Annotated in this window: 27 protein-coding genes; 18 read left to right on the top strand and 9 right to left on the bottom strand. The window is 64.6% G+C overall.

Annotation, left to right across the window (positions count from 1 at the left end):
• Positions 1–26: 26 nt before the first annotated feature.
• Positions 27–1,493, top strand: coding sequence for a leucyl aminopeptidase (locus QF118_RS11100; protein ID WP_282299125.1), 1,467 nt, complete (start codon positions 27–29; stop codon positions 1,491–1,493).
• A gap of 4 nt (positions 1,494–1,497) precedes the next feature.
• The gene (locus QF118_RS11105; RefSeq protein ID WP_282299126.1) at positions 1,498–1,956 is read left to right on the top strand and encodes a DNA polymerase III subunit chi; all 459 of its coding nucleotides are present in this window, start codon (positions 1,498–1,500) and stop codon (positions 1,954–1,956) included.
• A 126-nt stretch (positions 1,957–2,082) separates the two neighbouring features.
• Here QF118_RS11105 and QF118_RS11110 read toward each other — a convergent pair whose 3' ends face one another.
• Complete coding sequence (locus QF118_RS11110; protein ID WP_282299127.1) at positions 2,083–2,664, bottom strand: retropepsin-like aspartic protease family protein; 582 nt, start codon at positions 2,662–2,664, stop codon at positions 2,083–2,085.
• 57 nt (positions 2,665–2,721) lie between these two features.
• On the bottom strand, positions 2,722–3,348 hold the full coding sequence (locus QF118_RS11115; protein ID WP_282299128.1) for a MarC family protein: 627 nt from the start codon (positions 3,346–3,348) through the stop codon (positions 2,722–2,724).
• Between the two features lie 193 nt (positions 3,349–3,541).
• On the opposite strand from QF118_RS11115, the gene QF118_RS11120 reads away from it, so the two are divergent.
• A complete protein-coding gene (locus tag QF118_RS11120) occupies positions 3,542–5,107 on the top strand; it encodes an oleate hydratase (RefSeq protein ID WP_282299129.1) in 1,566 nt (521 codons plus the stop codon).
• On the opposite strand, the gene QF118_RS11125 is transcribed toward QF118_RS11120, so the two are convergent.
• Positions 5,104–6,957, bottom strand: a complete 1,854-nt coding sequence (locus QF118_RS11125; protein WP_282299130.1) for an ABC-F family ATP-binding cassette domain-containing protein — start codon at positions 6,955–6,957, stop codon at positions 5,104–5,106. The genes QF118_RS11120 and QF118_RS11125 overlap by 4 nt on opposite strands.
• Before the next feature lie 229 nt (positions 6,958–7,186).
• On the opposite strand from QF118_RS11125, the gene ndk reads away from it, so the two are divergent.
• A complete protein-coding gene (ndk, locus tag QF118_RS11130) occupies positions 7,187–7,609 on the top strand; it encodes a nucleoside-diphosphate kinase (RefSeq protein ID WP_282299131.1) in 423 nt (140 codons plus the stop codon).
• A gap of 313 nt (positions 7,610–7,922) precedes the next feature.
• Here the strand turns inward: ndk and QF118_RS11135 are convergent, their stop codons facing one another.
• From QF118_RS11135 to QF118_RS11155, 5 genes are all read right to left on the bottom strand, one after another.
• Positions 7,923–8,441 carry a hypothetical protein gene (locus tag QF118_RS11135; protein ID WP_282299132.1) on the bottom strand — a complete coding sequence of 173 codons (519 nt, stop codon included), beginning with the start codon at positions 8,439–8,441 and terminating at the stop codon, positions 7,923–7,925.
• A 167-nt stretch (positions 8,442–8,608) separates the two neighbouring features.
• Positions 8,609–9,031 carry a DUF4112 domain-containing protein gene (locus tag QF118_RS11140; protein WP_282299133.1) on the bottom strand — a complete coding sequence of 141 codons (423 nt, stop codon included), beginning with the start codon at positions 9,029–9,031 and terminating at the stop codon, positions 8,609–8,611.
• 5 nt (positions 9,032–9,036) lie between these two features.
• On the bottom strand, positions 9,037–9,216 hold the full coding sequence (locus QF118_RS11145; protein WP_282299134.1) for a YqaE/Pmp3 family membrane protein: 180 nt from the start codon (positions 9,214–9,216) through the stop codon (positions 9,037–9,039).
• 137 nt (positions 9,217–9,353) lie between these two features.
• On the bottom strand, positions 9,354–9,683 hold the full coding sequence (locus QF118_RS11150) for a TfoX/Sxy family protein (RefSeq protein WP_282299135.1): 330 nt from the start codon (positions 9,681–9,683) through the stop codon (positions 9,354–9,356).
• Positions 9,680–9,826: a hypothetical protein gene (locus QF118_RS11155; protein WP_282299136.1), complete on the bottom strand. Its 147-nt coding sequence runs from the start codon at positions 9,824–9,826 to the stop codon at positions 9,680–9,682. Before QF118_RS11155 ends, QF118_RS11150 begins: the two co-directional genes overlap by 4 nt.
• A 44-nt stretch (positions 9,827–9,870) precedes the next feature.
• Between QF118_RS11155 and QF118_RS11160 the strand changes: the two genes are divergently transcribed.
• Positions 9,871–11,271, top strand: a complete 1,401-nt coding sequence (locus QF118_RS11160; RefSeq protein ID WP_282299137.1) for a calcium-binding protein — start codon at positions 9,871–9,873, stop codon at positions 11,269–11,271.
• Positions 11,272–11,322: 51 nt separating this feature from the next.
• On the opposite strand, the gene QF118_RS11165 is transcribed toward QF118_RS11160, so the two are convergent.
• On the bottom strand, positions 11,323–12,504 hold the full coding sequence (locus QF118_RS11165; RefSeq protein ID WP_282299138.1) for a pyridoxal phosphate-dependent aminotransferase: 1,182 nt from the start codon (positions 12,502–12,504) through the stop codon (positions 11,323–11,325).
• 269 nt (positions 12,505–12,773) lie between these two features.
• Between QF118_RS11165 and QF118_RS11170 the strand changes: the two genes are divergently transcribed.
• The 13 genes from QF118_RS11170 (at position 12,774) to QF118_RS11230 (ending at position 21,029) form a co-directional block, all read left to right on the top strand.
• Positions 12,774–13,139 carry a hypothetical protein gene (locus tag QF118_RS11170; protein ID WP_282299139.1) on the top strand — a complete coding sequence of 122 codons (366 nt, stop codon included), beginning with the start codon at positions 12,774–12,776 and terminating at the stop codon, positions 13,137–13,139.
• Positions 13,048–14,418 carry a DNA-packaging protein gene (locus tag QF118_RS11175; protein ID WP_449441505.1) on the top strand — a complete coding sequence of 457 codons (1,371 nt, stop codon included), beginning with the start codon at positions 13,048–13,050 and terminating at the stop codon, positions 14,416–14,418. Before QF118_RS11170 ends, QF118_RS11175 begins: the two co-directional genes overlap by 92 nt.
• A gap of 252 nt (positions 14,419–14,670) precedes the next feature.
• The gene (locus tag QF118_RS11180; RefSeq protein ID WP_282299141.1) at positions 14,671–15,864 is read left to right on the top strand and encodes a phage portal protein; all 1,194 of its coding nucleotides are present in this window, start codon (positions 14,671–14,673) and stop codon (positions 15,862–15,864) included.
• Complete coding sequence (locus QF118_RS11185) at positions 15,857–16,084, top strand: GTA head formation protein, RCAP_rcc01685 family (RefSeq protein WP_282299142.1); 228 nt, start codon at positions 15,857–15,859, stop codon at positions 16,082–16,084. Before QF118_RS11180 ends, QF118_RS11185 begins: the two co-directional genes overlap by 8 nt.
• An 18-nt stretch (positions 16,085–16,102) precedes the next feature.
• Positions 16,103–16,645, top strand: a complete 543-nt coding sequence (locus QF118_RS11190; RefSeq protein ID WP_282299143.1) for an HK97 family phage prohead protease — start codon at positions 16,103–16,105, stop codon at positions 16,643–16,645.
• A 32-nt stretch (positions 16,646–16,677) separates the two neighbouring features.
• Positions 16,678–17,856 carry a phage major capsid protein gene (locus QF118_RS11195; RefSeq protein ID WP_282299144.1) on the top strand — a complete coding sequence of 393 codons (1,179 nt, stop codon included), beginning with the start codon at positions 16,678–16,680 and terminating at the stop codon, positions 17,854–17,856.
• 156 nt (positions 17,857–18,012) lie between these two features.
• The gene (locus QF118_RS11200; RefSeq protein WP_282299145.1) at positions 18,013–18,606 is read left to right on the top strand and encodes a head-tail connector protein; all 594 of its coding nucleotides are present in this window, start codon (positions 18,013–18,015) and stop codon (positions 18,604–18,606) included.
• Entirely contained in the window at positions 18,603–18,941 is a 339-nt protein-coding gene (locus tag QF118_RS11205) for a head-tail adaptor protein (RefSeq protein ID WP_282299146.1), read from the top strand. The genes QF118_RS11200 and QF118_RS11205 overlap by 4 nt, the downstream gene beginning before the upstream one ends.
• Positions 18,938–19,354 carry a DUF3168 domain-containing protein gene (locus QF118_RS11210; RefSeq protein ID WP_282299147.1) on the top strand — a complete coding sequence of 139 codons (417 nt, stop codon included), beginning with the start codon at positions 18,938–18,940 and terminating at the stop codon, positions 19,352–19,354. Before QF118_RS11205 ends, QF118_RS11210 begins: the two co-directional genes overlap by 4 nt.
• 74 nt (positions 19,355–19,428) lie before the next feature.
• Positions 19,429–19,851: a phage major tail protein, TP901-1 family gene (locus tag QF118_RS11215; RefSeq protein WP_282299148.1), complete on the top strand. Its 423-nt coding sequence runs from the start codon at positions 19,429–19,431 to the stop codon at positions 19,849–19,851.
• The gene (locus QF118_RS11220) at positions 19,851–20,183 is read left to right on the top strand and encodes a gene transfer agent family protein (protein ID WP_282299149.1); all 333 of its coding nucleotides are present in this window, start codon (positions 19,851–19,853) and stop codon (positions 20,181–20,183) included. The genes QF118_RS11215 and QF118_RS11220 overlap by 1 nt, the downstream gene beginning before the upstream one ends.
• Positions 20,170–20,370, top strand: coding sequence for a rcc01693 family protein (locus QF118_RS11225; protein ID WP_282299150.1), 201 nt, complete (start codon positions 20,170–20,172; stop codon positions 20,368–20,370). Before QF118_RS11220 ends, QF118_RS11225 begins: the two co-directional genes overlap by 14 nt.
• On the top strand, positions 20,367–21,029 hold the full coding sequence (locus QF118_RS11230; RefSeq protein WP_282299151.1) for an RcGTA-type gene transfer agent tail tape measure protein: 663 nt from the start codon (positions 20,367–20,369) through the stop codon (positions 21,027–21,029). The genes QF118_RS11225 and QF118_RS11230 overlap by 4 nt, the downstream gene beginning before the upstream one ends.

Raw genomic sequence — 21,029 nt, forward strand, 5'->3', positions numbered from 1 at the left:
GGCAAAGCACCAACAAGGATATGACGATGACCCAACTGCGCGACATCACGTTTGCTGCCACCGACCTCGAGGCGCTGGCCACGGCCGAGGGCCACCTGGCGCTGCTGGTCAATGGTGCGGGCACCCTGACCCCGGGCGCCCGGCGCCTGAACCGGCTGACCCGCGGCGCCGTGGTGCGCACGCTGGCGTCCGAGCGTTGGAGCAAGCTCAAGGAAGGCGAGGCGATGACCCTGGCCATGCCCGCGGGCCTGGCGGCCGAGGCGCTGACCGTGGTGCGGCTGGAACGCCGCCCCACGGTGGCCATGGCCCGCAAGGCCGGTGCGGCGCTGGCGGTGGCGGTGGGCGCAAAACCGCTGACGCTGCTGGTCGAAGGCACTACACGGGCGGCGCAGATCGCCCTGGGGCTGGCGCTGCGCGGCTATCGGTTTACCGACCACCTGACCGACAAGGGAGAGGCCCCGGCGCCCGCCCTGGTGATGTGCAAGGACCCCGATCAGGCGCAACAGGCCGCCGTTGCCGCGCTGGCCGTGGCGCAGGGCGTCGTCTTTACCCGCGACCTTATTTCGGAACCGGCCAACGTGCTGACCACCAGCGAATTCGCCGCCCGGCTTGTGGCACTGCGCGATCTGGGGGTCGAGGTCGAAGTGCTGGACGAGGACAGGCTTGCCGAACTGGGCATGGGCGCGCTTCTGGCGGTGGGGCAGGGGTCGGACAGCCCGTCAAAGGTGGTCATCATGCGCTGGAAGGGCGGCGAGGGCGCGCCGCTGGCACTGGTCGGCAAGGGCGTGGTCTTTGACACCGGCGGCATCAGCCTGAAACCGGCGCAGGGCATGGAAGACATGACCATGGACATGGGCGGTGCGGGCGTGGTCGCGGGCGTCATGAAGACGCTAGCGCTGCGCGGGGCCAAAGCCAACGTGACGGGCCTTGTGGGTCTGGTGGAAAACATGCCCTCGGGCAAGGCGACGCGCCCGGGCGACATCGTCACCTCGATGAAGGGCGACACCATCGAAGTCATCAACACCGACGCCGAGGGGCGGCTGGTGCTGGCGGACGTGCTGTGGCACGCGCAACAATCCGAACAGCCTGCCGCCATCGTCGATCTGGCCACCCTGACCGGCGCCTGCATCATCGCGCTTGGCCATGAAAACGCGGCGGTCTTTTCCAACGACGACGATTTTGCCGGCAACTTCCTCAAGGCCGCTGCGGCCGAGGGCGAAGGCGCCTGGCGCCTGCCGCTGGGACAGGCCTATGACGACCAGATCAAGACCATGAAGGCGGACATGAAGAACACCGGCGGCCGCCCCGCCGGGTCGATCACCGCGGCGCAGTTCCTCAAGCGCTTCGTCAAGGACGACATGCCCTGGATCCACCTCGACATCGCCGGGGTGGCGCAGGTCGCCAAGGACACGGATCTGGCCCCCAAGGGCGCGACCGGCTGGGGCGTCATGGCGCTGGATCGCCTCGTGCGCGACCGCTTCGAGCAGGGCTGATCCGATGGGCGCGGTCCTGTTCTATCACCTCACCCGCAGGCCGCTCGAGGCGACCTTGCCGCTGCTGCTCGAGAAATCGCTTGGCGCCGGCTGGCGGGTCGAGGTGCGCGGCAGGGCGCGCGACAGGATGGACTGGCTGGACCAGAAGCTCTGGCAGGGCGCCGACGACGGGTTCCTGCCGCACGGCCTGGCGGGTGGGCCGCACGACGCCCGCCAGCCGATCCTGCTGACCTGGCAGATGCCCGCCCTGAACGATCCGCAATGCCTGATGGCCATCGACGGCGCCGAAATCAGCGCCGACGAGGTGCAGGCGATGGAACGCGCCTGCGTCCTGTTCGAAGGCCACGACCCGCAGGCGGTGCAGATCGCCCGCGGGCAATGGAAAACCCTCACCGCCGCCGGCTGCAAGGCGCAATACTGGTCCGAGGATTCGGGCCGTTGGGAAAAACAGGCCGAGGCTTGAGCGCCCCCTTTTCGGGTTTCTTTGTGCGAAAAATATCCCGGGGGGGCGCAGCCCTGCTGCGCGGGGGCAGAGCCCCCAACCCCGGCGGCGCGCAACGCGCGGCGCAACCCGCCGATCAGCGGGACCCTAGCGTTCCAGCACCAGCTGTCCGCCAGAAATCTCGATCCGGTCAAACCGTTGCAGGTAGGTCATCCCAAGCAACGATGTGTCCATCTCTCCGGCGTTGACAAAGGCGGGCATCTTGCGGTCCTCGAAGGGACCCAGCGCCACCATGTCCAGCGTCACGGGCGCCGTCTTGACCGCGCCATTGGCCGTCATCGCCTCGGAAAAGAACGCCAGTTTTTCCGCGTCGATCCCGGCACGCGCAGCGTCTTGCCGCGTCAGGACCACCGCCGAGGCGCCGGTATCCACGACAAAGCGGATCGGCTCTCCGTTCAGCTGCAGCGTGACGTAATAATGACCATCGGGCGCCATGGGCAGTTCGATCCGGCCCTGGTCGGCAAAGACTGCCTGGCGCGGTTGCACCGTCTGGCGGATGTCACCCCACAGCCCGATCACCGCGATGGTGCCCAGAAAGATCAGCCCCCATGCCGACAACTGCTTGAGCTTGGTGCCGATGCTGTCGCGGTTTTCGATGAACAGCCACAGCGCCAGGGCGCCGCCCAAGACAAGAAGATAGATGAACTGTCCGGTTTCCCACGATGACATGTCTGATCCTCTTCTCGCCAGTCCTGTGGATCAATGTAAGAGGTCAGGCCGCCGATTTCACCCCATGCCCGAGGCAAAGCCGAAATCGCGCAGCCCGTCGAGCACGAATTGCACGGACAGGGCCGCCAGCAGCATGCCCAGCAGGCGCGTCACGACGATGATGCCGGTTTTGCCCAGGGCCCGTTCGATCAGTCCGGCGGACAGGAAGAACGCCAGGACGATCACCAGAACGCCTGCCATCACCGCAAGAACCGAGGCCATTCCGACGGCGCCTTCGGCCTGTCCTGCAAGCAAGATGATCGAGGCAATGGCGCCGGGGCCGGCGATCAAGGGGATGGCGATGGGAAAGACCGACGGATCGGGGAAATCCTCGGTTTCGGTCTGGTCCTCGCGGCGTTTGCTGCGCCGTTCGAACAGCATGTCGAGGGCCGTCAGGAACAGCAAAATCCCGCCCGCGATGCGGAAGGCGGGCATCGAGATGCCGATAAAGCCAAGCACGGATTCGCCAAGAAAGGCAAACAAAACCAAAAGGATAAAGGCTACCGTGCAGGACCGCAGCGCCACCGACCGGCGGTGCGCCGTATCGGTTCCGGCGGTCAGAGCGATGAACAGCGGGGTCAGCCCCACGGGGTCAATCACGACGAAAAGCGTGACAAAGGCGGTGATGAGAAAGGCACTGTCCATGCCCGGTGCCTAGCCGTTAACCCGGCGCCTGTCCAGCTTCGGTTAAACCGGCGCGCCCAGGGGGTAACAGGCCGCACGCCGAGCTTGCAGCAAAGGCGTTTGACGCGCCTGTCAGGCGAGCTTGACCGGGATTAATGCCCCCGGCGGGTGCTGGCCCTAGGCTGATCCCCGGACAGACCGGGGAGGCAGGGCCATGACGCAAGAGACACATCACATCGTTGGCGGCGGCATCGCCGCGTTGGCGGCGGCGGTCTTTTTGGTGCGCGATGCGGGCGTGCAGGGACCGAACATCCATATCTACGAACAGCTGGGCGTCGCAGGCGGATCGCTGGACGGGGCGGGCGAGGCCGGGGCAGGATACCTGACCCGCGGCGGGCGCATGTTCGAAGAGCATTTCCAGTGCACCTTTGATCTGCTGGACACGATCCCCCTTGCGGATGATCCGGGCCGGTCGGTGTCCGAGGATATCCGCGCCTTCAACCGGATGGTGCCGGGATCGTCGAATTGCCGCCTGGTGCGCGATGGCCGCCCGGCAGAAAACCGGTTTGACCTGACGCTGGGCGCGCAGGACATCGTGGATATCAACCGGCTGAGCCTGCATTCCGAAAGGGGGCTGGACACGCGCCGGATCGACGACTGGTTCCGGCCCGAGTTCTTTGACAGCAACTTCTGGCTGATGTGGTCGACGATGTTTTCCTTTCAACCCTGGCACTCGGTTGTGGAAATGCGGCGGTATCTGCGGCGGTTCATCCACCTGTTCCCGGGCTTTACCCGGATCGAAGGCATCCTGCGCACGCGCTACAACCAGTATGACTCTCTGATTGCGCCCATCGTGCAATGGCTGAGGGACCGGGGCGTGCAGGCGCATCTGGACAGGCGAGTGACCGACGTGGAAATTGTCGGCGACAGGCAGGACCGGCAGGTGACGGCGCTGGTTCTGGGCGATGGCGCCAGGGTCGAAGTCATGCCCGAGGACCGGGTCTATCTGACTCTGGGGTCGATGACCGATGGTTCGGTTCTGGGGGACAATGACAATGCGCCGGCGCTGGCCGATGCCGAAGGCGGCGCTTGGGCGCTGTGGCGAAAGCTGGCCGCACGGCACGAGGGGCTGGGCCGCCCCGAGGCCTTTTGCACCGATACCGGCAAGACCGCGTGGCACAGTTTCACGGTCACCCTGGACGGCCCTGATTTCTTTGAATTCATGGAGGATTTCACCGGCAACCGGACCGGGACCGGGGGGCTTGTCACCTTTGCGGGATCGGGCTGGACCTTGTCCATCGTGCTGTTTCACCAACCGCATTTTCGCGGTCAAAAGCACGGCACCTATACGCTGTGGGGCTATGGGCTGCGCGGCGACCGCGACGGTGATTTCGTGAAAAAGCCGATGTGGCAGGCGACGGGCAACGAGATATTGCACGAATTGTTTGGCCAGATGCGCATGACTCCGGAGCAGCGGGCCTGGTTCGACGGCGCGCGGGTCCAGGTCTGCCGGATGCCGTTCATCACCAGCCAGTTCATGCCGCGCCGGTCCGGCGATCGGCCCGATGTGCGCCCTGTGGGGGCACGGAACTTTGCGGTGATCGGCCAGTTCTGCGAACAACCTCGCGATTGCGTTTTCACGGTGGAATATTCCGTGCGATCGGCCCGCGCGGCTGTCGCCAGCCTGACAGGGCGCGTGACGCCGCCACCAGCAGTGGCGCGCACGGATCTTGACCCGATGGTTCTGATCCGCGCGGCGCGGGTGCTGATGGGCCTTTAGGCGGTTTCGGCCTGTTCCAGCTTTTCCAGCGCCGCTTCCCACATGGCTTCGGCGCGGCGCAGGCCATCCATGACCTCGCCGTATTTCTTGTTCCAGACTTCCAACTCGCCGACCTTGTCGGTTTCATAAAGCGCCGGATCGGCCAGTTTCTTGGCCAGCTTTTCGCGCATCTGTTCGATCTTGGTCACGCGGTCCTCGCATTTGCGGACCTCGGCGCGCAGGTCAAGGATCTGATCACGCGAAGGGCGCTTTGGCTTGGGCTTTTCGGGTCTGTCCGGGCGCGGCGGGGCATCGCGGGTCAGCAGCATGGTGCGATAGGCGTCGAGATCGTCCTCGTAGGGTTTGACGGTGCCATCCTTGACCAGCCAAAGTCGGTCGGCCACCATCGACAGCAGGTGCATGTCGTGGCTGACAAGGATCACCGCGCCGGAATAGGCGGTCAGCGCCTCGACCAGCGCTTCGCGCGATTCGATGTCCAGGTGGTTGGTCGGCTCGTCGAGGATCAGCATGTGCGGCGCGTCCAGCGTGGCCAGCAGCAGTGACAGGCGCGCCTTTTGGCCGCCCGACAGACGCCCGACCTCGGTGTCGGCCTGCGCGGCCATCAGGCCAAAGCCCGCCAGCAGGGCGCGCAGTTTCGCGGGCGGGCTGTCGGGACGTTCGCGTTGCACATGCTGGATCGGGGTTTCGTCCAGGTGCAATTCGTCGACCTGGTGCTGGGCGAAATAGCCGATGCGCAGTTTGCTGGAGCGGCTCATGCGGCCATCCATCAGCGGCAGCCGGTCGGACAGCAGCTTCGACAGGGTCGATTTGCCCTGACCGTTTTTGCCCAAAAGCGCAATGCGGTCGTCCTGATCGATCCGCAGGTTCAGCCGCGACAGAACGACAGTGTCGCCGTAACCCGTTGATCCGTTTTCGATATTGATGATCGGGGGCGACAGCTCGTCCGGCTGGGGAAAGTTGAAGACGCGCTTGGCGGCGTCCTCGGGGGCGCTGATCATGTCCATCCGCTCGATCATCTTCAGGCGGGACTGGGCCTGCTTGGCCTTGGACGCCTTGGCGCGGAAACGGTCGACAAAGCTTTGCAGGTGCTGGCGGCGGGCGTCCTGCTTTTTCGCCATGGCGCTGGCCTGGGCGCGGCGTTCGGCGCGCTGCTTGGCAAAGCCGTCGTAGGGCACGCCGTAATAAGTCAGCTGCTTGTCTTCGAGATGCAGGATCGAATTCACGGCGCGGTTCAGAAGGCCGCGGTCGTGGCTGATGACGATGACGGTGTGGGGGTATTTCTGCAGGTAGGATTCAAGCCAGAGCGCGCCTTCGAGATCGAGGTAGTTGGTCGGCTCGTCCAGCAACAAAAGGTCAGGCTGGGCAAACAGCACACCGGCCAGGGCCACGCGCATCCGCCAGCCGCCCGAGAAATCCGAACAGGGGCGTTTCTGATCGACATCGTCAAAGCCAAGCCCCTTGAGGATCGAGGCGGCGCGTGCTTCGGCGCTCCAGGCGTCGATATCGGCAAGCCGGGTCTGGATCTCGGCGATGCGGTTGCTGTCCTGGGCTGTCTCGGCCTCGGCCATCAGGGCATGGCGCTCGGTATCGGCCTCAAGGACGGTGTCGATCAACGAGGTGTCCGAGGCCGGCACCTCCTGCGACACGCCGCCGATCTTGGCGCGACTGGGCAGGCTGATGTCGCCGCCGTCCAGCGTCAGCTCGCCCTTGATCAGGCGGAACAGGGTGGTCTTGCCCGCGCCATTGGGCCCGACAAGGCCAACCTTGTGACCATCGGGAATGGTGGCAGTGGCGCCCTCGAACAGGGGGCGGCCATCGACGGAGTACGAGATATCTTGGATGCGCAACATGCGCTGGCCAATGTCAGAGGGCGCGGGGGCTGTCAATGTGCCTGCGTGGCCAAGTCCGCCCTGCTGCTTCTTCTTGGCACAAATACTCCGGGGGTGTGGGGGCTGGCCCCCACGGCGCGGCGCGGGCGGGGCGCGCAGGGGCTTTTCAAATCGCCCGCTGCATGGTACCGCCCCGCGCGATAGACATGCTCGGACGTGGTGTCCGGGCCCTCACCGATGGAGCAGACCCATGGCCCTTGAGCGCACCTTTTCGATCATCAAGCCCGATGCAACCCGCCGCAACCTGACCGGCAAGATCAATGCCAAGTTCGAAGAAGCGGGCCTGCGCATCGTCGCGCAGAAGCGCATCCACATGACCAAGGCACAGGCCGGCAAGTTCTACGAAGTGCACGCCGCGCGTCCGTTCTATGACGAGCTGTGCGAATTCATGGCCTCGGCACCGGTCGTGGTGCAGGTTCTGGAAGGCGAAGGCGCCATTGCCAAGAACCGTGAAGTCATGGGCGCAACCAACCCCGCCGACGCGGCCCCCGGCACCATCCGCGCCGAATTCGCGGAATCGGTTGGCGAAAACTCGGTCCACGGCTCGGACGCACCGGAAACCGCCGCTGTCGAAATCGCCTACTTCTTTTCGGGTCTTGAACTGGTCGGCTAAGCCGATCCGGATTTCAGGATACCAGAAACAGCAATGGGCAGCCCGTTGGGGTTGCCCATTTCCGCAAAAGGCGCAGCCCGGGGCGCATGGCCTTGTCGGCACAATCCCATATTGAACGACCGCTCCCGAAAAATCCTCGGGAGCTGTCCGCGATGCACGTCGCCTATGCGGACGAAACGTCATTTCGCTGCGGTTGCGCCAAGGTCTACTCGCTCAAGGAAATGACCGGAACCCAAAATATTGACGGTCAACCAATCGCCGATATGACGCCTAAAGCATCAATGTACTTGGTTTGCCGGGATATGCGCCTTTATTATTGGTTCTCGAAGTGGCGAAGCATGTCGGAAACAGCGTCAAAATCACTGCCTTTCAAAAAGGTCTGACCTAAGTCAACTTCAAGTTCCTTGAGAAGGAAATAATCGTTTTCTGTTGTGATCTTACCTCTCTTGATAGCCTTTCTTATAGTCTTGGCGACCAGCCCTGCTTCAGACTGGAAATCAAAACCTACTTCACTTCGAAAGCTCCTTAAAAACTGACGGTTCTCGGACGAAACCGTCTCGCTGCCAGTGTTGGTCAGATAGCAAAGATCGGAGTATGTGTGTGAGTACCACTCACGCACGAATTGAAGGATTTGGCTGTATTGGCCACCTGCACTATCAAAATATTCAAGGAAGGCTTTGCTGGGTTCAACAATCTCATTGAGGTCTTCTTGTCGGACTTCTCCCTTGACCAATTTGATGCCTGAAATTCTCCAAGCGCGATAGAATTCCAATCCTTTCAGCAGTCGAAGCAATTCAATTCTGGCCGCATCTCGCTTTGCATTCTGGGTCATGCTTTGTCCCTCAGCTGGATCTTATCTCCCCTAGCATAGCTGCCCTTCATGCACTTTGCAGCATCGACCAAAGTGGGCTCGAAGCGGTCATCGCGCTTTGAACCCGTCTTGGTGCTTGGATGCACTATCTACAGAAATAGGTGCCCCCTTGGGGGCGCCTTTGTCGTTCAGGCGGTGCGGGGCATCGGGGTGGCGGCCGCCATGTCCAGCCCGTTGGGCGGGCGCGGTGCGGATCTGGCCATTTGCCGGGCCTGGGCATGGGCGCGCAGCAGCGCGGCGTTGCGCAGGTTTGCCTTGAACCCGACGTCAAAGATGTCACCCAATAGCGGTACAAGGCCGATCAGCCAGTCGGCGCCAAGGTTGGACAGCATCCGCAGTTGCAGGCTGCGCGGCGCGTCCAGATCGCGGGCGGCCTTGACGATATAGAGCGAGGGCGCCAGCGCCAGCGCGTCGCCGATGCCCGGGACAAGGCCAAGAAGGCTGTCCCAGCCAAAGGTGATGCGGGTGAAGGGCAGGCGAAAGGCGTTGTCGAGGTTGCGGGCGATTGCCTCGGCCCGCTGTACCTTGGCCAGATCATCATGCGGGGTCATGGCGATCACACGCGCTGCGGATTGTGGCCGGTGCGGGCGATGACCCAGACGGCGTGCACGATCCCGGGAATATAGCCCAGCAGGGTCAGCAGGATATTCAGCCAGAAGTGTTTGCCAAGGCCGACCTGAAGGAAGACACCAAGCGGCGGCAGGATGACGGCGAAGATGATGCGAATGAGGTCCATTGGGCCCCCCTGTCTGTTGCGATTGCGTTCAGGAAGGCAACGCGGCAGGGGGCGAATGGTTCCATGGGGATGGTGGGTGACGCTGGTCGCCCTGCCGGGCGACGCCGCCCCACCCGCCATCCCGCAGGGGGCAGCGATCAGCGGCGGGGGATCACGCCGATTTCGTTCAGGATCCGTTCGATCCCCGGCGGGGCGTTTGGAGAGACCGTGGTTTTCAGGCTGTCGAACTGCGCGCGCAGCGTCTCTTTTTCCTTGCCTTTGCAGTCGTTCCACGGGCGGCCCTGCAGCGCCATGTGCAGCACATAGTAGCCGATGAAATGCGGGCGGGTGCCGGTTTCCAGCATCCGGCGATAGGCCTCGTGGGCGCCGAGGGACCGCAGGGTTTCGGCGTCGGGGATGCCGGCGCGTTTGCACTCGGCCTCGACGGCGGGGCCGAGGTTGCGGATGGAGGAAACCGGCGTGCTCATGTCAGGCGCTTGTCGACCTCTGCTTCGGGCAGGCCGTTCGACAGCAGATCGAAGGTGCCGGGGCCAAAGATTTCCAGGGCGGCGTCGTGGATGACGTTTTCGGGGCTGTGTGGGTCAGAGGTTTTTGTCGTGGGATCGTGCATCTACTTCCCTTAAGGTTGTGTCATCCGTAACGAGGACAACACTTATGACGATTGACGTGACCATCCTGTCGGGCCTTCTTTTTCCAACCATGACAACGCAGCCCGAGGGTTTCGAAGCCGTTCGATTGCTGGCGCCGCGCAGCGGGGACGCGATATCCGACCCCCAGATCGGGAGCTATGGGCTGGACCTTTGTCCTGATGCTGGCGACCGGGTTTTCGGCAGTTTCGGCAATGGTTTGCTTTTTGGCAATGCCGGAAATGACGTGCTTTGGAGCGCAACCGGCGCCGCCGAGCCATTGATCGGTCCAAATGTACTGGTGGGCGGTGCCGGTGATGACAGGCTGTTTGGCCGGCTTGGCAACGATGTTCTGAGAGGTTGGTTCGGGAACGACCAGCTGTTCGGCGGCGCGGGCGATGATACCTTGTATGGCGACGAGGGCGACGACAGGTTGAATGGCGGCGAGGGATCGGACAGCCTGTTTGGCGGCGCGGGCAACGATTGGATGTTCGGCGGGACGATCAACGAGCCAGGCAGTGAAACCCTGTTCGGCGGTGCCGGCAACGATGAACTGCTGGGCGGCATGGGCGATGATGTGCTGGTCGGCGGAACGGGAAATGACTTTCTGGGGGGCTGGTATGGCAACGACACCCTGCTGGGCGGCGAGGGGCAGGACCGGCTTCAGGGTGGGGAGGGCAACGATTTTCTGAATGGCGGCGATTCACGGGACTTGATGCGGGGCCAAAATGGCGACGATACGATGATCGGCGGCGATGGCCCCGATCTGATGATCGGCGGCGAGGGCGATGATTTCCTGTCCGGTGAAGAGGGCAACGATCGGCTTCTGGGCGAGAAGGGTAACAACACCATTTTCGGCGGTCCGGGCGACGATTTGATGCTGGAGGGTCAGTTGATGTTCGGCGGCGATGGCAATGACACGATGCGGGGCGGGGCCTCGGACAACGTCATGCTGGGCGGGGCCGGAGAGGATTTGATGATGTCCAGTTGGGGCAGTGACAGCATGGATGGCGCCGGTGGCGATGATCGTCTGATCGGCGGGCGTGGATACGATACGATGATCGGCGGGGGCGGCGACGATGTGTTGATCGGCGGGCCCGGGAACGACGTTCTGGACGGGGGCGTCAGCAATGATTATCTGACAGGGGAGGCGGGCGACGACACCTTGACGGGCGGACCGGGGGCGGATGTCTTTGTATTCGAACGCAGAACGGGCCATGACATTGTCACCGACTTCGATGCGGTCAATGACGGCGACAAGATCAACCTGAGACGGGCCACGGGGATTGTCGACTATGCCGATCTTGTCGCCAACCATATGACGCAGGTCGGGGACGATGTCGTGATCGGTTATCCCGGAAACTGGGAGTCCATGACATTGGTAAACGTCGATATTTCGTCGCTGAGCGCGGAGAATTTTGTTTTCTGACCGCCAGGGGCTGACCCTGGCGCGCAAAGCGCAAGGGGGCTTTGATAGCGATCAGGTGGTCAGGTCCTTGGCAAAGGTGCAGAGTTCGCGCAGGGCCTGGGCCAGAAGCGCGTCTTCGACGGTGAGGGCGACGCGGATGTGCCCGGCCGCCGAAGCGCCAAAGCTTTCGCCCGGCATGACAGCGATATGGCGCGCGTCGAGCAGCCGTTCGGCAAAGTCGCGGCCCGACAGGCCGGTGGCGCGGATGTCGAGCATGACGTACATGGCGCCCTGGCTGGGGATGGCGGTGACGGTGTTCTGCGCGGCGAGGATATCGAGGGCCAGCGCGCGGCGGCGGCGAAAGGGCTCGCCGACTTCGGTTTCCAGCCAAGTGCCTTCGTTCAGGGCAAACAGGGCCGCGTCCTGGATATAACCGGGCACGCCGTAGTTGGTGTTGGTCGACAGGTCGATCAGGTGTTTGATCGCCGGTTGCGGGCCAACGATCCAGCCGACACGAGAGCCGGTCATGGCGTGGCTTTTGGACATGGAGCCGATCACGAGGGTGCGCTCGGCCATGCCGGGCAGGGCGCGGGGCGAGAGGTGGTGGCCGTCCCAGATCTGGGTGTCATAGACTTCGTCCGAGATCAGCCAGAGGTCGTTGTCGATGCAGACCTGTGCCAGCCCTTCGAGGGTTTCGCGCGGGTAGACGGTGCCGGTGGGGTTGTTGGGCGTGTTGATCAGCAGGCTGCGCGCGCCAGTTTCGCGGGCGATGCGGTCGACGACTGCCGGATCGGGCAGAAAGGCGTCGCGGGCGCGGGTCGGGATGGCGACCGGAATGGCCGAGGCTCCGCGGACGGTGCCGGGGTAGGTGGCATAATAGGGGTCGATGTGCAGGGCGGTGTCGCCGGGCTGGCACAGGGCGATGTGGCTGGCAAACAGCGCCGCCTGACCGCCTGCGGTGATCACGACGTTGTCGGCGGTGGTATCGGTGCCGGTGCGCGCGGTGACGCGGGCGGCGATGGCGTCGCGCAGGGGGCGAATCCCCGGGACGGCGGCATAGCCGGTGTGGCCCGCGCGGGCCCGTTCGTGCATGTGATCAAGGATCATGGGGTGCGTGCGGATATCGTGTTCGCCGATGGTCAGTTCGGTCACCGGGGTGCCTGCGGCAATCATCTGGCGGGCGCGGTAGAAGACCTCCCAGCCGTCGGAGCCGGCGGTGTTAAGCGTCTGGATGCGTTGCGAAAGTTCCGGCATGTCGGCTCCTGCTTGGGGTGGGTCATCAGTGCCAGAGCGGGGCGGGGCGGGCAAGGGGGCTGCTGCCGATGTTAAGGTTCCGGAAATATATGTGAATGATTTCAGGGTCTTGCGTTCGGGCTGGGGTTTGACCCAGCGAACGGTCCGACGTATAACTTGTGACATGCTGGACGAGGTGTCAGCGAAACGGCCCCTGGGTTTTCCCCGGGGCCGTTTTTGTTGCCGCGTCGCCTGGAGGGGGAAACCTACAGGCAAAAAAGGTGTCGAGCATGAACAGAGCAGAAAACAACCGGCCCGTCCTGATCACGATCAAATCGGAGCTGGAGCGCCTTGAGCGGGATCGCGAGGAAATCGCGGCGATGCTGGAGGGACTGAAACAGGACTTGCAAAGCATGCAGGAAAGGCTGCGGAGCGGTGAGACCGAAAAGCGATCGGAAGGCGGATCGCTTTTGGGGGATCTGAAATATTGGCTGAGGCAAGCCAATGAGACGGAGAAAGAAATTGAAGCAATCAGACGCAAAGACTGTGCAATCGTCGAAGGCTATGGCCTTGACCTTGAACAGGCAGGCCTTGAGATCGGGTGCCGCCTGGCTGGCCTCCGCGCCTGCTGCGGTGCAGACGAGGTTTCTGGATGACATGACGATCGGGGAGCGCCTTGCGCTCCCCTTTTTGTTCGAGTTCTGGGCGCATGAGCACCAGTTGCCCCCCGAGGGCGACTGGCGGTCCTGGGTGATCCTGGGCGGGCGCGGCGCGGGCAAGACGCGTGCCGGGGCCGAATGGGTGCGCAGCCAGGTCGAAGGCGCGCGGCCCCTGGACAAGGGGCGTTGCAAGCGTGTGGCGCTGGTCGGCGAGACGCTGGACCAGGTGCGCGAAGTGATGATTTTCGGCGACAGCGGCATAATCGCCTGTTCGCCGCCCGACCGCCGGCCGCAATGGGTGGCGACGCGTCGCTGCCTGGTCTGGCCCAATGGCGCCGAGGCCATGGCTTTTTCGGCCTTTGACCCGGAATCGCTGCGCGGGCCGCAGTTCGATGGCGCCTGGGCGGATGAACTGGCGAAATGGCCCAAGGCGCGCGAGACCTGGGACATGCTGCAGTTCGGGCTGCGTCTGGGTGATGATCCGCGCGCCTGCGTGACGACGACGCCGCGCAACGTCGAGGTGTTGAAGGCGCTGCTGGAGCTGCCTTCGACTGCCGTGACGCATGCTCCGACCGAGGCGAACCGGGCGCATCTGGCGGACAGTTTCCTGGCCGAGGTGCGGGCGCGGTACGAAGGCACGCAGCTGGGAATGCAGGAACTGGACGGGATTTTGGTGGACGAGGTCGACGGCGCGCTGTGGACGCGCGAGGGGCTGGAGGGCAACCGTGCCGGACTGGTGCCGCCTTTGGGCCGCATCGTGGTGGCGGTCGATCCGCCTGCGGGTGCGGGCAAATCCAGCGATGCCTGCGGGATCGTGGTGGCTGGCGTGGTACAGGACGGCCCGCCCAAGGACTGGCGCGCCTATGTTCTGGAGGATGCCAGCGTGCAGGGCCTGGGCCCGACGGGCTGGGCGACGGCGGTCTGCGAGGCGGCGAAACGCTGGAAGGCGGACCGGGTGGTGGCCGAGGTCAACCAGGGCGGCGCCATGGTGGAAAGCGTGCTGCAGACGGTCGATCCGATGCTGCCGGTGCGCAAGGTCCATGCCACCAAGGGCAAGGTGGCGCGGGCCGAGCCGGTGGCGGCGCTGTACGAGCAGGGGCGGGTTTTGCACAGCCGCGGGCTTGACCGGCTGGAAGCGCAGATGTGCCGGATGACCGGCGCGGGCTATGACGGCCAGGGCAGCCCCGACCGGGTCGATGCGCTGGTCTGGGCGATCAACGAATTGATGATCGACCCGGCGGGAAAATGGCAACGGCCGCAGGCGCGGCTGTTGTGACGGGCCTGGCCGCAGGTGGACGGGTGGCATTCGTAACGCATTGATTTGTATGAAGTCATTGCGTTGCGCCAGCACCGAACGGTGGTGGAAACCCCTCTTAATCTATCGGTCATAGATTGTTTTTCGAAGACACGGGGCACCCCCCGACAGATTGATCCAGAACGTGAAAGCCGGGTCGACGGAAGGCTGCAAAGGCAGTTTCCGGGCGGTCGCCTGCGACCCGGCGCACAGCGAGGAAAAGGAGACTTGGCGATGGTATTCGATTTTCTGCGGCGGGGCGGGACGGCGCCCAAGGGCGCGCCCGAAGCCAAGGCCTCGGCCACGGGGCCGGTGGTGGCGCATATGACGTCGGGCCGGGTGGCCTGGACGCCGCGCGACACGGTTTCGCTGACCAAGCAGGCCTTTGCCGGCAACCCGGTGGGCTTTCGCGCGGTCAAGCTGATCGCCGAGGCGGCGGCGGCGCTGCCGCTGGTGCTTCAGGACAGCGAGGCGCGCTATGCCGAGCATCCCTTGCTGAAGCTGGTCGCGGCGCCGAACCCGGCGCAGGGGCGGGCGGAACTGTTCGAGGCGCTTTATGGTCAGCTGCTGCTGTCGGGCGACGGCTATGTCGAGGCGGTGGCGGGCGAGACGGGTCTGCCGTTCGAGCTGCATGTGCTGCGCAGCGACCGGATGAGCCTGGTGCCTGGTTCCGATGGCTGGCCGGTGGCCTATGAATACGCGGTTGGCGGGCGCAAGCACCGCTTTGACGTGACGGGGCCGGTTTCGCCGATCTGCCACGTCAAGAATTTCCACCCGCAGGACGACCACTATGGCCTGAGCCCGCTTCAGGCGGCGGCGCAGGCGGTGGATGTGCACAATTCGGCGTCGCGCTGGTCCAAGGGATTGTTGGACAACGCGGCGCGCCCGTCGGGGGCCATCGTCTGGAAGGGCACCGAAGGCCAGGGTCATCTGACCAACGAGCAATACGAGCGCCTGTCCGCCGAGTTGGAAAGCAACCACCAGGGCGCGCGCAACGCCGGGCGGCCGATGTTGCTGGAAGGCGGGCTGGATTGGCGGCCGATGGGGTTCAGCCCCTCGGACATGGAATTCCAGAAGACCAAGGAAGCCGCCGCGCGCGAGATTGCCGTTGCCTTTGGCGTGCCGCCGATGCTGCTGGGGATCCCCGGCGAGGCGACCTATTCGAACTATGCCGAGGCGCACCGGGCGTTTTACCGGCTGACCATCCTGCCACTGGCCACCCGAGTCAGCGCCAGCGTCGGGCGCTGGTTGTCGGGCTACCTGGGCGAAGAGGTGTCGCTGAAACCGGATCTGGACCAGGTGCCAGCGTTGGCGACCGAGCGCGATGCGCAGTGGTCGCGGGTGTCGGGCGCCGATTTCCTGACCGCTGCGGAAAAGCGGCAGATGCTGGGCCTGCCCGCGCTGCCCGAGGAGGACGGCGGTGCCTGAGATCAGACGCACGAGCGAGCCTTTTGCCTGCGCCCCTGCGCTGCGCCTTGAGGCGCACGAACGGGTGAGCCGGCTGCATGTGGAGGCGATGAAGGCGCAGCACGAGCGCCTGGAGAACATGCTTGAACGGTTGGAGCGGCGGCTTTGGCTGGCGGTGTACGGCGTGGCCGGGGTGATCCTGGCCGAGGCCTTTCAGGGGCTGATGCACGCGGCCCCCTGAACAAACAAGGAGACGGATATGGATCTGGAACACAAGTTCTGCCGCTTTGACAGCGATGTGCAGGTGATCGAAGGCACGAAGATCGAAGGCTATGCCAGCCTGTTCGGCGCCTGCGATCAGGGCGGTGACGTGGTGAGCAAGGGCGCCTATGCGCGATCGCTTGCCCGCCTGGGGCAAGAGGGCCGCGCGGTCAAGATGCTGTGGCAGCACGATCCGGCGCAGCCGATCGGCATCTGGGACGAGGTCCGCGAAGACGAGCGCGGCCTGTATGTCAAAGGCCGCCTGCTGGACAGCGTGGAAAAGGGCCGCGAGGCCGCCGCACTGATCGAGGCGGGCGCCATCGACGGGTTGTCGATCGGCTATCGCACCGTGAAGGCGGCAAAGAATGACAAGGGCCAACGGCTCTTGACGGAACTGGAGCTTTGGGAGGTGTCGCTTGTCACTTTCCCGATGCTTCCCAGTGCGCGGGTGGCGTCCAAGGGGGAAACCCCGGACGACGCGGCCCTGCGTGAGTTGGCGGAGGCCCTGGAGGGTCTGCGCGCGAACCTGGCGGGCGACTGACGCGCGCCTCTCTCAGACACGGGAACATGCTGATGAGTAAGACCGAGAGCAAGTCTCGGACCGGGGAAGACGTGTCTCCGGTCACCCGAGTGAGTGCCGCGATGGCGGGACTGATCGGGGAATTCAAAGGCCTTCAGGCCGAACTTCAAGAGAAGCTGAACAAACAGGAAGAGCGACTGACCATGCTTGATCATAAATCCGCCCGTACGGGCCGTCCGGCCCTTTCGACCCAGATGGATGTCGAAGCCCCCCACCAGAAGGCTTTTGACGCCTATCTGCGCACCGGTGACGACGATGGCCTGCGCGGCCTGCACCTGGAAGGCAAGGCGATGTCGACGGCCGTGAATTCGGACGGCGGTTACCTGGTGGACCCGCAGACCGCGGATACCATCAAGTCGACCCTGGCCTCGACGGCGTCGATCCGGGCGATCTCCAATGTCGTCAATGTCGAATCCTCGTCCTTTGACGTCCTGATCGACCAGAACGACAATGGCGCGGGCTGGGCTGACGAGACCTCGTCGGCGGCGGAAACCGGCACGCCCAGCATCGAGCGCATCTCGATCCCACTGTACGAGCTGAACGCCATGCCCAAGGTGTCGCAGCGCCTGCTGGACGACAGCGCCTTTGACGTCGAAGGCTGGCTGGCGGGCCGCATCGCCGACAAGTTCGCCCGCGCCGAGGCTGCGGCCTTTGTCAACGGTGACGGTGTCGACAAGCCGCGCGGCATCCTGGATCACACCCTGGTGGGCAATGCGTCCTGGGCCTGGGGGTCGCTGGGCTATGTCGAAGGTTCGGTCGGGTCCGACTTTGCCGGCGGCGATGACCTGATCGAGCTGGTCTATACCCTGGGTGCCGAATACCGCGCTGGCGCGACCTTCGTGATGAACTCCAAGACTGCGGGCGCACTGCGCAAGCTGAAGGATGCCGATGGCCGCCACCTGTGGTCGGATGGGTTTACCTCGGGCGAGCCGGCCCGCCTGCTGGGCTATCCGGTGCTGATCGCCGAGGACATGCCCGATATCGCGGTGGATGCGACGCCGATTGCCTTTGGTGACTTTGGCGCGGGCTACACCATCGCCGAGCGCCCGGACCTGCGCGTCCTGCGTGACCCGTTCAGCGCCAAGCCGCATGTGCTGTTCTATGCCACCAAGCGTGTCGGCGGTGATGTCAGCGACTTTGCGGCGATCAAGCTGCTGCGCTGCATCGCCTAAGGGCTGACGAGAATGGGGGGCGGGCAATCAGGACCGCCTTCCAGAGGGCGCGCGTCCCGATGTTGTCCAGCAGCCCCCTCCGCCCGTGCAACGTGGGCGGCGCGCGCCCGATTTGTTCGGGGCTGGGGGCCGGGCGAGGAGCTTTGGAGAAAAGACATGATCTTGGTTGAAGAAACACAGGTGCCCGAGGCGGCCTTGCCCGTTGATGCGCTGAAGCGGCACCTGCGGCTGGGCAGCGGGTTTGCCGAAGACGATGTTCAGGACGCGGTGCTGGGGTCCTTTTTGCGGGCGGCGATGGCCTCGATCGAGGCGCGCTGTTCCAAGGCGCTGATCACGCGCAGTTTTGTGATGACCTTGAATGAATGGCGCGACGACACGGCGCAATCGCTGCTGATCGCGCCGGTGTCGGCGGTCAACGAGGTGACGCTGGTGGATGGCTATGGCGCGGCGACGGTGATCGACCCGCTGCGCTATCGCCTGGAACAGGATGCCAATGGCCCCAGGCTGAAGCCGCGCGGCGCAACCTTGCCGGGGATCGCATCGGGCGGGGCGGCCGAAATCCGCTTTGACGCGGGCTATGGCCCCGATTTCAGCGATCTGCCTGCCGACCTGGCGCAGGCGGTGATGCTGCTGGCGGCGCACTACTACGAATACCGCGATGAAACCGCGCTGAGCCAGGGCTGCATGCCCTTTGGCGTCACCAGCCTGATCGCGCGCTATCAGCCGGTGCGCCTGGGGCTGGGCGCATGAGCGGCGTCACCCTGAGCCGCCGCCTGACGCTGGAGCGCCCCGAGCGGGTTTCGGACGGCGCGGGCGGCTATGCCGAGACCTGGAGCGCGCTGGGCACCCTTTGGGGTGATGTTCAGGCCAAACCGGGACGCATGGCCAACGGCGAGACCGGCATGGTGTCGGTCACCGGTTACCGGATCACCCTGCGAGCGGCACCGGTCGGGCATTCGAACCGCCCGCAACCGGGGCAACGGTTGCGCGGCCAGGGCCGGGTTTTCGCCATCAACGCGGTCAGCGAAGACGCTGCGCGCCCCCAGTACCTGATTTGTATTTGCGAAGAGGAGGTTACGCCATGAGCTATGCGGTTTCCGGCGCCTTGCAGGCGGCCATCTATGCGCAATTGCTGGGCGATGGCGCGCTGGGCGCGCTGGTCGGCAGCAACATCTTTGACGCCCTGCCGCAGGGCAGCCTGCCGTCGCTGTATGTCTCGATCGGGCCGGAGACGGCACAAGAGGCGTCGGACGTCAGCGGTGCAGGGGCCTGGCATGATTTCACCGTTTCGGTGGTGACGGACAACGCCGGGTTTCAAAGCGCCAAGGATACTGCCGGGGCGGTCAGCGATGCGCTGGTCGGCGCCGACCTGACGCTGAGCCGGGGCCGCCTGGTGGGCCTGTGGTTCCGCAAGGCCAAGGCGACACGCGAGACCGGCGGTTTGCGCCGGATCGACCTGACCTTCCGCGCCCGCGTGGAAGACGACCTGGCGGCCTGAGCGCTGCCTTTCGAACAACCGCCCGGTGCGTTCGCGCGCGGGTTCTTCAAACCCTATGCAACTGGAGTGAGATCATGGGTGCTCAGAACGGAAAAGACCTTCTTATCAAGGTGGACCTGACCGGCGATGGTCAATTCGAGACGATGGCGGGGCTGCGTGCCACGCGCGTCAGCTTCAACGCCGAGCAGGTCGATGTGACCACGCTGGAAAGCCAGGGCGGCTGGCGCGAGCTGCTGTCCGGTGCCGGCGTCAAATCGGCCAATATCAGCGGGTCGGGTGTGTTCAAGGATGCGGGCACCGATGAACGGGCGCGGCAGATCTTTTTCGACGGTGAAACGCCCGAGTTCCAGGTCATCATCCCGGATTTCGGCACCGTCGAGGGCGCGTTTCAGGTGACCTCGATCGAATATGCCGGATCGCACAATGGCGAGGCGACCTATGAGGTCGCGCTGGCCTCGGCGGGCGCGCTGGAATTCATCGCGGTCCCGGTGGCGTAATGGCCAATCCGTGGAGGGGGGAGGTGGCGCTGGTCATTGACGGACAGCGCCACCTGATGCGGCTGACACTGGGCGCTTTGGCCGAGCTTGAGGCCGGGCTGGAGCGCGGATCGCTTGTCGATCTGGTGCAGCGTTTCGAAACCGGGGGCTTCAGCACGCGCGACGTGCTGGCCCTGATCGTCGCGGGGCTTCGCGGCGGTGGCTGGAAAGGCCGCGCCGCGGACCTGATGCAGGCCGACATCGAAGGCGGGCCGATGGCGGCGGCACGGGCCTCGGCCGAGTTGCTTGCGCGGGCCTTCATGACGCCGGAGAGCGCGGATGACGGGGTTTGACTGGCCAGCGCTGATGCGTGCGGGAATGCGCGGATTGGGGCTTAGCCCGGATGAATTCTGGGGTCTGACCCCGACCGAGCTGCAAGTGCTTCTGGGCGACGGCCCAGGTGGAAAACCGATGGGACGGTCGCGGCTGGACGAGCTGATGGCGGCCTTCCCGGATCAGACGAAAGGGGCTCAGACATGAGCGATTTGGATATGATCGACGACCTTGGAGACGAGGTCGAAGCGCTGAAAAGCTCGCTTGGGGGGGCGGTCGGGATGGCCGCGCAGTTCGATGCCGAGCTCAAGCGCATTCACCAGACGTTTTCGGCCACCGGGGATGGCGCCGCCCGGTTGGAGCGGACGCTGAGTTCGGGTGTCAGCCGCGCCATCGACGGTGTGGTTCTGGATGGGATGAAGCTGTCGGATGCGCTTCAGGTGGTTGCCAGTTCGATGATCAACGCGGCCTACCGCGCGGCGGTCAAGCCGGTGGCCGATCATGTCGGCGGGCTGTTGTCGACGGGCATGTCGGCGATGTTCGGATCGTTTTCGCCCTTTGCCAATGGCGGCAGCTTTTCGCAGGGGCGCGTGATGCCCTTTGCGACGGGCGGTATCGTCAGCGGTCCGGTGAGCTTTCCGATGCGCGGCGGCACCGGGTTGATGGGCGAAGCGGGCCCCGAGGCGATCATGCCGCTGACCCGCGGTGCCGACGGCAAGCTGGGCGTGCGTTCCCAGGGCGGCGGCCAGCCGGTCACCGTGGTGATGAACATTTCGACCCCGGACGTTCAGGGGTTCCAGCGCAGCCAAAGCCAGATCGCGGCCCAGATGAGCCGCGCTTTGGGCAAGGGCGCGCGCAACAGGTAA

Source organism: Tropicibacter oceani (genome assembly GCF_029958925.1).
Taxonomy (GTDB): domain Bacteria; phylum Pseudomonadota; class Alphaproteobacteria; order Rhodobacterales; family Rhodobacteraceae; genus Pacificoceanicola; species Pacificoceanicola oceani.